General features: G+C 65.6%; 12 protein-coding genes. 6 read left to right on the top strand and 6 right to left on the bottom strand.

The window, feature by feature from the left end; genetic code table 11:
• Window positions 1-200: 200 nt before the first annotated feature.
• The gene (locus ACYP33_RS23970; protein WP_459624220.1) at window positions 201-1511 is read left to right on the top strand and encodes an MFS transporter; all 1311 of its coding nucleotides are present in this window, start codon (window positions 201-203) and stop codon (window positions 1509-1511) included.
• Between the two features lie 57 nt (window positions 1512-1568).
• On the opposite strand, the gene ACYP33_RS23965 is transcribed toward ACYP33_RS23970, so the two are convergent.
• Window positions 1569-2501 carry a carbon-nitrogen hydrolase family protein gene (locus ACYP33_RS23965; RefSeq protein WP_459624206.1) on the bottom strand — a complete coding sequence of 311 codons (933 nt, stop codon included), beginning with the start codon at window positions 2499-2501 and terminating at the stop codon, window positions 1569-1571.
• Window positions 2502-2557: 56 nt separating this feature from the next.
• A complete protein-coding gene (locus tag ACYP33_RS23960) occupies window positions 2558-3874 on the bottom strand; it encodes an MFS transporter (protein ID WP_459624205.1) in 1317 nt (438 codons plus the stop codon).
• Between the two features lie 117 nt (window positions 3875-3991).
• Between ACYP33_RS23960 and ACYP33_RS23955 the strand changes: the two genes are divergently transcribed.
• Together ACYP33_RS23955 and ACYP33_RS23950 are read left to right on the top strand one after the other, a co-directional pair.
• Window positions 3992-4987 (top strand): LysR family transcriptional regulator, encoded by a 996-nt coding sequence (locus ACYP33_RS23955; RefSeq protein ID WP_459624204.1) that lies wholly within the window; start codon window positions 3992-3994, stop codon window positions 4985-4987.
• Window positions 4988-5114: 127 nt separating this feature from the next.
• On the top strand, window positions 5115-5279 hold the full coding sequence (locus ACYP33_RS23950; protein WP_459624203.1) for a hypothetical protein: 165 nt from the start codon (window positions 5115-5117) through the stop codon (window positions 5277-5279).
• A gap of 37 nt (window positions 5280-5316) precedes the next feature.
• On the opposite strand, the gene ACYP33_RS23945 is transcribed toward ACYP33_RS23950, so the two are convergent.
• Window positions 5317-6246, bottom strand: a complete 930-nt coding sequence (locus ACYP33_RS23945) for a LysR family transcriptional regulator (protein ID WP_459624202.1) — start codon at window positions 6244-6246, stop codon at window positions 5317-5319.
• Window positions 6247-6680: 434 nt separating this feature from the next.
• Here ACYP33_RS23945 and ACYP33_RS23940 point away from each other — a divergent pair, with 434 nt between their 5' ends.
• Genes ACYP33_RS23940 through ACYP33_RS23930 form a run of 3 tightly spaced genes read left to right on the top strand, consistent with a single transcriptional unit; the run spans window position 6681 to window position 10051 of the window.
• Entirely contained in the window at window positions 6681-6950 is a 270-nt protein-coding gene (locus tag ACYP33_RS23940; protein ID WP_459624201.1) for a DUF485 domain-containing protein, read from the top strand.
• A gap of 1 nt (window position 6951) precedes the next feature.
• Complete coding sequence (locus ACYP33_RS23935) at window positions 6952-8571, top strand: sodium:solute symporter family transporter (protein ID WP_459624200.1); 1620 nt, start codon at window positions 6952-6954, stop codon at window positions 8569-8571.
• A 43-nt stretch (window positions 8572-8614) separates the two neighbouring features.
• Window positions 8615-10051, top strand: coding sequence for a CoA transferase (locus ACYP33_RS23930; protein WP_459624199.1), 1437 nt, complete (start codon window positions 8615-8617; stop codon window positions 10049-10051).
• Between the two features lie 49 nt (window positions 10052-10100).
• Here the strand turns inward: ACYP33_RS23930 and ACYP33_RS23925 are convergent, their stop codons facing one another.
• The 3 genes from ACYP33_RS23925 to ACYP33_RS23915 are packed head-to-tail and all read right to left on the bottom strand — an operon-like array spanning window position 10101 to window position 12157.
• A complete protein-coding gene (locus ACYP33_RS23925; RefSeq protein ID WP_414447137.1) occupies window positions 10101-10592 on the bottom strand; it encodes a MaoC/PaaZ C-terminal domain-containing protein in 492 nt (163 codons plus the stop codon).
• The gene (locus tag ACYP33_RS23920; RefSeq protein ID WP_414447136.1) at window positions 10585-11442 is read right to left on the bottom strand and encodes a fumarylacetoacetate hydrolase family protein; all 858 of its coding nucleotides are present in this window, start codon (window positions 11440-11442) and stop codon (window positions 10585-10587) included. Before ACYP33_RS23920 ends, ACYP33_RS23925 begins: the two co-directional genes overlap by 8 nt.
• A 34-nt stretch (window positions 11443-11476) precedes the next feature.
• Window positions 11477-12157: a hypothetical protein gene (locus tag ACYP33_RS23915; RefSeq protein WP_459624198.1), complete on the bottom strand. Its 681-nt coding sequence runs from the start codon at window positions 12155-12157 to the stop codon at window positions 11477-11479.
• Between the last annotated feature and the right edge of the window lie 22 nt (window positions 12158-12179).

Genomic DNA, 12179 nt, shown 5'->3' with positions numbered 1-12179 from the left:
CGAGAAAATCGCATCCTGACGCATCACCCGGATCGCCGCGGCGATCCTGCTTGACCGATCGAACTCGTTCGTACCGTCGGCAACCCCGGTTGCCGACGGCAGCGCCGCATCGGCGCACGGGCCACCAGGCGCGAAGATACGCGCGGGCGCGTGGAGCGAGGGGAAAACATGACAAGGCGTATCCACAGGAGGCAGGAGACATGAGTTCCTACGACAGCACCGTCGACCCTCGAGCACGCGATCATTCGAAGGTCGATGTTTACCGAAAGATCAGTTGGCGCATCATGCCGTTCATCGTGTTTTGCTATCTCTGCGCGTATCTGGACCGCGTGAATGTGGGCTTCGCGAAGTTGCAGATGTTGTCCGACCTGAAATTCAGCGATGCCGTTTACGGGTTTGGCGCCGGCATCTTCTTTATCGGCTACTTCTTCTTCGAAGTGCCAAGCAATCTCGCCTTGCACAAGATCGGCGCGCGCCGGTGGATCGCGCGCATCCTGATCACCTGGTCCATCATCTCGGCGTTGACGCTGCTGGTGAAAACGCCTACGCAGTTCTATCTCGTGCGCTTCCTGCTCGGTGTCGCCGAAGCGGGCTTTTCGCCGGGCATCATGTTGTATCTCACCTACTGGTTTCCCGCGAAAAAACGCGGCTTCGCACTCGGCCTCTACTACATCGCCATTCCGTTGGCCGGAGTCGTGGGCGGCCCCGCGTCCGGCTGGATCCTGCATTCGTTCGCCCATTCGAGCACGATGGCGGGATGGCAATGGCTGTTCCTGCTGGAAGCCTTGCCCGCCTTCTTTGCCGGCTTCGCCGTGCTCGTGCTGATGGTCGATCGGCCGCACGATGCACGCTGGCTGACCGAAGCGCAAAAGCATGAGGTGACGACGGCGATCGCGCTCGAAGATGCGCAAAAAACCGAGCACGGCAATGCGAAGGCGTTTCTCAAGGATCGCAATATCTGGAAGTTGTGTGCCGTTTATTTCTGCCAGATCATCGGGCTCTACGGCATCAGCTTCTGGTTGCCGTCGATCATCAAGGACAGCGGCATACGCGACGTCGAGGTGATCGGCTGGCTGTCGGCGATTCCGTATCTCGTGTCGGTGCCCGTGATCGTCCTGACGGGCATGAGCGCGGACCGCTTCCGCTCGCGTCGCATGCACTTTTCCGTCGCGCTGGTGATCGGCGCCGCTGCGTTCGCGGCCAGCGGCGCCGTCACCGGGCAGCCGATGTGGACGGTCGTCGCGCTCAGCGTGGCCGCCTCGGGCATTCTCTCGGCGCTCTCGTTGTTCTGGGGGATTCCCTCGGCGTTTCTCGCCGGCACGTCGGCCGCGATCGGGATTGCCGCCATCAACTGCATCGGCAACCTGGCCGGCTTCGTCTCGCCCTATATGGTCGGCCTGTTGAACGTCTGGACGCACGACAATCGGTTTGGCCTCTATGCCGTGGCCGTCTCGATGGCGCTCGGCGCGATATTCGTCCGTTCGATTTCCGGCAAGCTGGCGGACCGTTGATTCGCGTGGCGCGGGCGGGCCGTTCCGCGACGCGCGCAACGGCCCGCCCGGCTCGGCTTACTCCGCCGAGAACGTCACCGGCGCCATCGGTGCGGTATTCACGCTCAGTTTGAAAATGTCGGGACGCGAGTAATGGCCGACCGCGTCGAAATCGAGGTTGCTGGCGCGGCCCACCGCGGTATCGATGTCGGCGTAGAGAATCGTTTCCGTATCGAACACCGGGCCGGCCAGCACCTTGCCCAGCGGATCGACGATCATGCTGCCGCCGTGCATGATGTAATCGGCTTCGCCCGCCTCCAGATGGAAATCGTCGCGGAAGAACGCCGGGTATTCGTCCAGACGAATCGCCTGGCAGGCGCTCAGGACGTGAACGCGCCCTTCGAGCGCGATATGGATCATCGACGGCGCCCAGCTCGCGCGATCGTCCGCGGTCGGCGCGCAATAGATCTCCGTGCCTTGCGAATACATGGCCTGACGAAGCGCCGGCATGTAGTTCTCCCAACAGATCACCGTGCCGATCGAGCCGATGTGCGTCTCCACCGGCGCGATGGTCGAGCCATCGCCGAAGCCCCAGATGATCCGCTCGGTTCCGGTCGGCATCAGCTTGCGGTGATAGCCGGCCACGCCCTTGCCCGGCGCGAGCGTCACGCCCGTGCAATACAGCGTGCGCCCCGAGCGCTCGATCACGCCGATCACCACGTGCACGCCCGTTTCGGTCGACACGTCGGCCAGCAAGGCCAATTCCGGGCCGTCGAGCGTCACCGCGCCTTCCAGGTACTTCAGGAAGTGCGCGCGGCCGCCATCGGTGCGACGGCCGACCAGGGTGCCGAACGCCGCGCCTTTCGGATAGCCGCCCAGATACGCCTCGGGAAACACGGCCAACGTCGCACCTTCGCGAGCGGCGCTGCGGATCAGGCCGGCGGCCTTCTCCGCGCTTTTCATCGGCTCGAACGGAACGGATGCGGCTTGTACGACAGCAGCTTTGAACATCGTGCAACTCCAGTTTTTTAAGGTGGGTAACAGGGCCCAGCGCGCACGGCTTCAGGTCAGCCCTGCGCGATGTCCCGCTCCTTCGTCTCCGGCAACATGAAATAGAGGATGACGAAGCAAACGAATGAAATGCCGGCCAGGTACCACGCCGGGATGTTCGGGTTGCCGGACCAGCGAATCAGCGCGGCGGCCACGAACGGGCCGGGGCCGGCCAGCACGGCCAGCGCGAGGTTGTGGCCGACGGCGGCCCCGGTCGAGCGGATCGACGCCGGGAACACTTCCACCAGCAACACCACGTCCATCACCGCCGTCACCGCCACCAGCGCCGCCAGCACGATCAGGCCGGCCAGGATCGCGAGGTAGTTGCCGGTATTCATCAGCAGGAAGATCGGATAGGCGAGCACCGTCAGGCCGAGCGCCGAGGCCAGCACCAGCGGGCGCCGGCCGATCCTGTCGCTGAGGCGGCCCACCAGCGGCTGGAAGATCGTGTAGAGCACCAGGGCCACGCTGCAAAGCCACAGCGATGCCGTCTTCGACAGCCCGACCGTCTGCGTCAGATGGTTGTTCGCGTAGGCGATGAAGTAGTACAACGAAACACCGAACAGCGCCGAGAACGCGAACGTGATCACCATCGCGCGCCAGCGCTCGCCCTTCGGCACGGCTTCGACGCCGTTCATCGCGCGCTTGCGCTGCACTTCCTCGTACACGGGCGTGTCGCCCAGGCGGCGGCGGATATACATCGCCACCACGGTCATGAACACCGAGGCGACGAACGGCAGGCGCCAGCCCCACGACGCCAGATCGGCATCGCTCAGCCACATCGACAACAGCGCGGCGATGAACGTGCCGATCAGGAACGCCGCGGCGGCCGTGCCCGTGATGACGCTCGCGGCGAGCGCGCGGCGCGCTCTCGGTGCGCTCTCGACGATGTAGATGCCCGCGCTCGACCACTCGCCGCCCACCATCATCCCTTGCAGGAAGCGCAACACCACCAGCAGGGCCGGCGCGGCCAGGCCGAGCGTGGCATAGCCTGGCAGCAAGCCGATCAGCGTGGTCGACACGCCCATTCCGAACACGGTCGCGATCAATACCGCGCGGCGCCCGAGCCGATCGCCGATCGGCCCCAGCACCAGCGCCCCGAGCGGTCGCGAGATGAACCCCACCGCGAACACCGCCAGCGCGGAGAGCAGCGAGATGCCGGGCGCGCTCGACGGAAAGAAGGTCTTGCCGATGATCGACGCGAAATAGCCGTAGATCGCGAAGTCGAACCATTCCATGAAATTGCCGATACCCACGGCGAGCGAGCGTTTGCGCAAGTCGACGCGCTCGTCGTCGGCCACCTCGCCGTGCGTCGCGACAGCAGTGTTCGTCATACGATTTCCCCTGTTGATCCGGGTTCCAGCCCCGATAGATTGGTTGCACGCGCAGTTGCATGACGTGCCGGCGCCAGTGTTAAATGAGCCCTTGCTTTAATCAAACGATTGATAAAAATGAGCGTCATTAACGTGGCTAATATCAGCCGCCTGGACCTGAACCTGCTGGTGGTGTTTCAGTGCGTGATGGGCGAGCGCAGCGTGACGCGTGCGGCCGAGATCCTGAATCTGACGCAGGGCGCGGTCAGCTCGTCGCTGCGGCGGCTGCGCGAGAATTTCGGCGACGAGTTGTTCGTGCGCGGCGAAGGCGGCATGATCCCGACCCGGCGCGCCCTCGAACTGGCGCCCAAGGTGACCGAAGCCTTGGCCGCGATCGCGGTCATGATCGACGGCAAGGCGCCGTTCGCGGCGGAAACCTCGGCGCGCGTGTTCAACATCGCGCTGTCCGACGATATCGAAAGCTGCGTCTCGCCGATGCTCGTCAATGAAGGGGCCGCGCGCAATCTGTCGATCAGCCTCGCGTTCCTGCAAACCAACAGCACGCTGTGGAAATCGGCGCTGGCCGACGACGCGGTGGATCTGGCGCTGGTGTCCGAGCCGAAGGCGCTCAGTTCGCACTACTCATCGCAGATCCTGTTCTCGTCGTCGTACTCGTGCCTGTACGACGGCCCGCGTCTTCACATCAAGAGCCCGATCACGCGCGATGAATATCTGGCGCATCCTCACGTGCGCGTGTCGCGCGACGGCCGGCGCGGCTTCGTCGACGACCTGCTGGAAAGCGAGGGCATTCCGCGCCGCGTCAGCGCGTCGTTCACGCACTTTTCGGGCGCGCTGGCCTCGCTCGTGTATTGCGACGCGATCGCCACGCTGCCCACCTTCGCCGCGCACGCCTATGCGCGCATCGCGCGGCTCACCGTCAGCCCCGTCCCCATCACCACACCGGCATTTCGGGTGTTCATGGTGTGGAAGGCCTCACGCAACGACGATCCGCAAAACGCGTGGCTGCGGCGCTTCATTCTCGACACGACCCGAGAGTTGCAATACGAAGGCACGCGCACGGCCGCGGCGGCCGGCGCGCGCGCGCAGACACGCAGGAAACCGGCAACCGGGTGACCCGGAGCAGAAGCATGAAGCTCGTGGAGATATGGCAGTTGGCGGGCAATGACGGGCACCAGGCCGATTTCTACCTCGCCTCGTTCGAACTTGGCGAAGCGACGCGGTTGCCGCGATCGATGCAGGCGTGACCACTTACCTGTACGACGCTACGGTGGCCTTCATTTCGTCGAAGGCCGAACACCACGCGCTGTCGATTCAAAGCGCGGAAATGACGGCATTTCAAACCAGCCTGTTCGAAGTGCCTTGGGAGGCCAGCACGCCGGACGGAGACGCCAATCCTGGCGATTGACCGGCCCCGAGGGCATTCATTTCGCATTCCTTCCCGCTCAGGGCCGCAGCGCGATCGCTTCTTCCGCCCGCGCCGGCCGCTCGGGCATGTGCTCGCGCAGCTTGTCGACGAAGCGGCTCAACGCCAGCGACACGAACGCATCGCGGCGGCGCACGAGCACCGTCTCGACATGGCTGTCCTCGGGCGCCAGCGCATGGATCGCGAGCTTGCCGGCCGCCGCCAGCGGTTCCACCACCGAGCGCGGCAGCAGGCTGATGGCGATGCCGGCGCGCACGCAGCCGAGAATGCCGTCGAGCGTGCCCAGCTCCATGCGCTTGATGCTGGTCACGCCGCGCCGGATCAACTGGCGTTCGAGCCGCGCCCGATAGGCGCAACCGTGGCGGAAGATGGCGATCTTCAGTTCGCCGCGCGATTCGGCCCAGACCGGCAAATGGGGGCTCTGCGGGTAGCGTGCCCACGGCGCCGTCACCACCACCAGTTCCTCGGTCACCACCGCATCCGCGACCAGATCGACATGATCGACCGGCGCGCAAACCAGCGCGCCATCCAGCCGCCGTTCGAGCACGTCGTCGATCAGGCTCTGCGTGGTCCCTGTGGAGAACGAAATATCCACACGCGGGTAGTCGGTCGCGTATTCGACCAGCACCTCGGGCAAGCGCACCGCCGCCGTCGTCTCCATCGAGCCGACCCGCAGGATGCCGCCCGGCACCGAATCGCTTTCGATCGCGCGCCGCGCTTCGGTCATCATGTGATCGATCTGGCTGGCGTAGGGCAGTAGCTGCGAGCCGGCCGGCGTCAGCGACACGCCACGGCCGTGCCGGTGAAACAGCGGCACGCCGAGCTCGTCCTCCAGACGCCGGATGCGCTGCGTCACGTTGGATTGCACCGTATCGAGAAACAGCGCCGCCTTGGTGATGCTGCCGGTGCGCGCCACGGCCGCAAAATAAATCAGATCGCCCGAATCCATTCCGTCACTCCCTTCTTGCCGCGTCATCCAGATAGATGCAGCGGCACGCAATATCCGCACCAGACGGTACAGCGAGCCGACATGCCGGTCGCGCCCTTCGACGATGCACCCTGACGACACAAGCACGCCCCGATTCGACGCACCGCCACCGAAAACATCCGTCCTTGGTGCATGACGGCGCGGCGCATCACGCACCGTTTCAAGCGTCACCTCGCTCGCCACTGCGCGAATTCAACGCCAAAGACGGCATCGAACGCCTCGCATCGCCCCGCCATGCCCCGAGCCATCACGGATCCGAAACGCTCGCATCTCGATCCGTGAAGATCGCCCGCAGTGGCATATGCCCTGCGTGAGTAGCCAGCGACGGCAGCACTGCCAGCCGGCACCGGGATCTTCGGATCACTCACGAACCCGCTCATCACTCGCAGGCGACCATGAACACGACTGACTTGCCCCCTCTCCGCCCCTCGCGCCACGACGGCGACGACGAACACACACGCCTCGGCATCGCACTGACCGTGGTTCAGGTGCTGGTGTTCTTCGGCTTCATGTCGTTGTGCACGTTCCAGCCCGCGCTGCTGCGGCAGGACCCGCTGCATCTCGGCCTGCCGCTGTCGTTCGTGGCGGGCCTCGCCGTGATCGTATGCGGCATCGTCCTGACGGCGGCCTACGTGAGCGTCGCCAACCGCAGCCCGGAGCATTGAGATGAACAGGATTCCTCTCCTCACGATACTGGCGGCAGGCAGCGCGCTCGCCAGCCCGCAAGCCTTCGCGGCCGGCACGGTGCTGCGCGCCGCCAACGGCGTGTCGATCGCGCTGTTCCTCGTCATCATCGCCATCACGCTGGGCATCACGGCGTGGGCCGCACGCCGCACGCGCACGGCCAGCGACTATTACACGGCGGGCGGACGCATCACCGGCTGGCAGAACGGGCTGGCGATCGCCGGCGACGCAATGTCGGCCGGCGCGCTGCTCGGCCTCACCGCGCTGGTGTTTTCGAAGGGCTTCGACGGGCTGGTTTATGCGGTGGGCTATACGACAGGACTGCCAATCGTCGTGTTCCTGATGGCGAGCCGGATGCGCAAGCTCGGCCGCTATACGTTCATCGACGTGGTCGGCGCACGCCTCGAAGGCCGCTCCATTCGCCTGTTCGCCGCGATTGCCTCGCTCGTCATCGTGCTGTTCTACCTGGTCGCGCAGATGGTCGGCGCGGGCCAGTTGATCGAGGTGCTGTTCGGCGTCGACTACCTCTACGCGGTGCTGCTGGTGGGCGCGCTGATGGTGCTGTACGTGGCGTTCGGCGGCATGATGGCCACCACCTGGGTGCAGATCGTCAAGGCGGTACTGATGATCTCGGGCTGCGCGCTGCTGTGCGTGCTGGTGCTGCGCCACAACGGCTTCCGCTATTCGACGCTGCTCGCCAATGCCGCCACCCTGCACCACGACGGCGCCGGCATCCTCGGCCCGCGCGGCTTCGCCAATCATCCGCTGTCAGCGTTTTCGCTCGGCATCGCGCTGATGCTCGGCACCGCCGGCCTGCCGCACGTGCTGATGCGCTTCTTCACCGTGCCCGACGCGAAGGCCGCGCGCAGCTCGGTGCTGTGGGCCACGATCCTGATGAACAGCTTCTACGCGATGATCTTCATCATCGGCTTCGGCGCGCTCTACCTGCTGCGGCTCGACCCGCAGTTCCTCGACGCCAAGGGCGCGTTGATCGGCGGCGGCAATACGGCGGCGCTGCATCTCGCCTATGCGCTCGGCGGCAACGTGCTGTTCGGTTTTCTCGCGGCGGTGGCGTTCGCCACGATCCTCGCCGTGGTGGCCGGGCTCACGCTGTCGGGTGCGACCGCGATCAGCCATGACATCTACGGCAGCCTGTTCCGCCGCAAGGCCGATCGTGCAGCGGGCCATGAGGCGGACCACGATGCCGGCGAAATGCGCGTGATGAAGCTGGCCGTGGTGGCGATCGGCGCGCTGGCCGTGGCGCTGAGCCTCGCGTTCCGCAGCCAGAACATCGCCTACATGATCAGCCTCGCCTTCTCGATCTCGTGCTCCTCCACGTTTCCGGTGCTGATCCTCGCCATCTACTGGAAGCGCTTCACCACGCTCGGCGCGCTGTGCGGCGGCAGCGCGGGCCTGCTCGCCTCGCTGGTGCTGACGATCCTCGGGCCGTCGATCTGGGTGTCGGTGCTCGGCTTCGCCACGCCCGCCGTCACGCTCGATCCGCCCGCGCTCGTGACGGTGCCGCTGGCGTTCGCCGTCTGTTTCGCGGTGTCGCTGCTCGAACGCAGCGGTTTGCGCAGCCCGGCTGTTGAGCTGTCCTGATCGATTGGTCGTGTTTCTCCCGTTTTCAACGAGGTTTGCCTTGATGACCCCATTCCACTCCAACGCTTTCGCCGAACTGATGACCATTCGCGGCGGCGCACCGCTCGACGCCGACGAAGTGCGGATCACCGGCTCGGACCCGCTCTACGCCTCGCCGTTCAAGATCGGGCAAGTGTCGGCCGCCGCGCTCGCGGCGCGCGGCGTCGCCGCGAACGATCTGTGGGAACTGCGCACCGGGCGCCGCCAGCGCATCGGCATCGATACGCGCGCGGCCGCCGCCACCTCGCGCTACGGCGGCGACATGACGCTGCGCCGCGACGAGCACGGCGACTATCGGCCGATCCCGTATTCCGACGCGATGAAGCACATGGTCGCGCTGACCCAACCGTGGCAATGCGCCGACGGCCGCTGGGTGCTGCCGCACACCAACCTGCCCCACCTCGAACGGCGCGTGCTCGACGTGCTCGATGCGCGCAGCACCGTCGACTCGGTGCGCGCCGGCGTGGCGCGCTGGCAATCCGACGCGCTGGAGGATGCAATCGCCGCGAACCTCGCCTGCGCGGGCAAGGTTCGCACTCCGGAGGAATGGCTCGCGCATCCGCACGGCGCGTATCTGGCGAGCCGGCCGGTGGTGGAGATCACGCGCGTGGGCGACAGCACGCCCGAACCGCTGCCGCCCGGCGATCGCCCGCTCTCGGGCATCCGCGTGCTCGATCACACGCGCATCCTGGCCGGCCCGACGGCCGGGCTCGGCATGGTCGAACACGGGGCCGATGTGCTGATGGTCACGGCCCCGCATCTGCCGCAGGTGCCGTCGTTCGTGCGCGACACGAGCCACGGCAAGCGCAGTTGCTTCCTCGACATGGATCTTGCCGACGAGGCCGCGCGCCTGCGCGAACTGGTGACGGGCGCGGACGTGGTGATCGACGGCTATCGCCCGCAGCGGCTGGCCGCGCACGGCTACGGCGTGGACGAACTGGTGCGGCTGCGGCCGGGCCTGATCCACGTATCGGTGAACTGCTACGGCTCGGGCGGCCCGTTCGCCGACCGCGCCGGCTGGGATCAGGTGGCGCAGGCCGTAACGGGCATCTGCCATACGCAGGGGCTGGCGACCGGCATCGGCCGGCCGCAGCTCACGCCCGTGTTCACCTGCGATTTCCTGACCGGGTTCCTCGCCAGCTTCGGCGCGATGCTGGCGCTGGCGCGCCGGGCGCGCGAGGGCGGATCGTATCGGGTGCAGGTGTCGCTGTGTCAATCGGCGATGCTGATGCAGCGCGAAGGCCTGCTCGACGCGTTCGCCAACACGCCGGGGGCGCTGACGCCCCCCGAGTTCGACGCGCTGGCGGTGCATGACGACGGCACCGTCTACGGCGACCTCAAGACGATGGGGCCGGTATTGAAGATGTCCGAGACGCCGTGCACGTGGCCGGGCACCACGCCGGCGCTCGGCAGCGGCAGGCCGGAGTGGCTGCCGCGTTGAGGGCGGATCGTACCGAATCGGGCGATTCGGTACGCGACGACGACCGGAATCAGGCGGACTGCTCGACCGCCGCGAGCGGCGCTTTCGAACAGAGCAGCGCCTTGGTGCCGCGCTGCACCACCTCGCCGCTCTGATTCACCACTTCGACGTCGAACAGCGCAACGGCCTGCGTCGGCTTCGATTTGCTGTCGCGCAATTCCCGGATCGTATAGTTGACGAACATCGTGTCGCCAACGAACAGCGGCGCGGCGAACTTCCAGTCGTTGATGCCGAGAAACGCAATGGCGGTTTCTCGAAGCTCGCCCGTGCGCGCCCACATCAGGCCATGCGCATAGGCGAGGCCCAGCATCCCGTGCGCCACGCGGCGACCGAACTGGCTGTGCTTCGCATAGACGTCGCTCGTATGCAGTTCGGAAAAATCGCCGGTCAGCCCAGCGAAACCGACCAGATCGGCATCCGTGATGGTTCGGCCAGGACTGCGAAACGTCATGCCCACATAGAGATCGTCGAAGCGGTATCCGTTGCGTCTGGCCTCAGTCATGCTGGTCACCCCAACGGCCTACCGTCTGTTGCTGGACACCCAGCCCTTCCACACCGAGCTTCATCACGTCACCCGGCTTCAGATATTTTTCCGGCTTCATGCCGAGGCCGACGCCCGGCGGCGTGCCGGTCGTGATCACGTCGCCCGGTTCGAGCATGACGAATTCGCTGATATACGAAACCAGCTTGCGGATCGGGAAGATCATGTCCGACGTCGACGAGTTCTGAATGCGCTCGCCGTTCAGTTCAAGCCACAACGGCAGGTTCTGCACGTCGTCGATTTCGTCCGCGGTAACGAGCCACGGCCCGAGCGGGCCGAACGTCGGCGCCATCTTGCCCTTGACCCATTGGCCGCCTTGCTCGAGCTGAAACGCACGTTCCGACACATCGTTGCACACGCAATAACCGGCGACGTAATCCAGCGCATCGCTTTCGCCGACGTTGTGCGCGCGCTTGCCGATCACCAGCGCAATTTCCACTTCCCAATCCGCTTTGGTCGATTTCAGCGGCAACAGCACCTTGTCGTTCGGCCCCACGATGCACGAGGGGGCCTTGTTGAACAGGATCGGCTCTTGCGGAATCGGCGCGTTGGTTTCGATGGCGTGCTGCACGTAGTTCAAACCCACCGCGATGAAATTCCCCGGGCGCGCGATGCACGAGCCATGACGCGGCGTGCCGCCGACGATCGGCAGCGCGGTCAAATCCAGGCTGCGAAGCTTCGCGATGCCGCCGCCGGCAAAGAACGACGGATCAAAATCGCCGCAATGCTGCGACAGGTCGCGAATGTTGCCGTCGGCATCGAGCAGCCCCGGCTTTTCCTGGCCGACGGGACCAAACCGTACCAATTTCATGATGAAACTCCAATAGATTGAGGTTGACCAGCGATCAGAGCGACTTGCTCAGATGGCTGATTTCGAGCGTATAGACCTGCGGCGCGGCGCACGTCACGCCAATGCTCGACCAGTCGGCATCGCGCATTTCTTGCGCCGCCGCGCGCGCACCGTCCTCGGTCGTGCACTCCACCACGGCGACGCGAGCCGGCAGATCGCCCGCGCCGCCCCGCTGTTTCGCTTCGTGGGTTTCGACGTTGCTGGCATCGAGATCGGTCGCGAACACGTGGGCGGCGACCACGTCGGCCCGGTCGAGCACGGCGGGAAACACGCGGGTGGCGACGAAGTCCTTCAGATCGCCGCCGGCCGCGGCGTCCTGCTTGAGCCGCATGGTCACGGCGTGGGCGCCGCTGCTTTCGCCCACCGAGTATTCGATCCGGCAGAGCGATCGCGTGGTGTTCCGGAAATGCTCGACCGTGGCCAGCGTGGCCGGCGTCGGGTTGTTCAGGCGCGCCAGATAGGCCGCGCCGGTCAGCACGCCCAAATCGGCCGCTTCATACACGGTCAACCATTCCGGGGATGCATCGGCGCCGCGATAGCGTCGGCCGCGCATGAAACCGTCGAGCGCAAGGCGCTCGGGAATGTGCTCCTTGTTGTGCCATTCATAAAACTGGCCGCGCGCACTATCGATGACGTCATTCCAGATCAGAACGACAGCCGAACCGAGAATCGACATGGTCGGGTTTTCCCAAGATGGA

The sequence above is a fragment of the Burkholderia sp. 3C genome (assembly GCF_054589155.1).
Note: the sequence above shows the minus strand (reverse complement) of the source record. Positions and strands in the feature narration are given on the sequence as shown.

What these genes read in the sequence shown, in the direction of transcription:
- ACYP33_RS23970 (WP_459624220.1), top strand. Translation starts at nt 201, where the DNA reads ATGAGTTCCTACGACAGCACCGTCGACCCTCGAGCACGCGATCATTCG.
- ACYP33_RS23965 (WP_459624206.1), bottom strand. Translation starts at nt 2,501, where the DNA reads ATGTTCAAAGCTGCTGTCGTACAAGCCGCATCCGTTCCGTTCGAGCCG.
- ACYP33_RS23960 (WP_459624205.1), bottom strand. Translation starts at nt 3,874, where the DNA reads ATGACGAACACTGCTGTCGCGACGCACGGCGAGGTGGCCGACGACGAG.
- ACYP33_RS23955 (WP_459624204.1), top strand. Translation starts at nt 3,992, where the DNA reads ATGAGCGTCATTAACGTGGCTAATATCAGCCGCCTGGACCTGAACCTG.
- ACYP33_RS23945 (WP_459624202.1), bottom strand. Translation starts at nt 6,246, where the DNA reads ATGGATTCGGGCGATCTGATTTATTTTGCGGCCGTGGCGCGCACCGGC.
- ACYP33_RS23940 (WP_459624201.1), top strand. Translation starts at nt 6,681, where the DNA reads ATGAACACGACTGACTTGCCCCCTCTCCGCCCCTCGCGCCACGACGGC.
- ACYP33_RS23935 (WP_459624200.1), top strand. Translation starts at nt 6,952, where the DNA reads ATGAACAGGATTCCTCTCCTCACGATACTGGCGGCAGGCAGCGCGCTC.
- ACYP33_RS23930 (WP_459624199.1), top strand. Translation starts at nt 8,615, where the DNA reads ATGACCCCATTCCACTCCAACGCTTTCGCCGAACTGATGACCATTCGC.
- ACYP33_RS23925 (WP_414447137.1), bottom strand. Translation starts at nt 10,592, where the DNA reads ATGACTGAGGCCAGACGCAACGGATACCGCTTCGACGATCTCTATGTG.
- ACYP33_RS23920 (WP_414447136.1), bottom strand. Translation starts at nt 11,442, where the DNA reads ATGAAATTGGTACGGTTTGGTCCCGTCGGCCAGGAAAAGCCGGGGCTG.
- ACYP33_RS23915 (WP_459624198.1), bottom strand. Translation starts at nt 12,157, where the DNA reads ATGTCGATTCTCGGTTCGGCTGTCGTTCTGATCTGGAATGACGTCATC.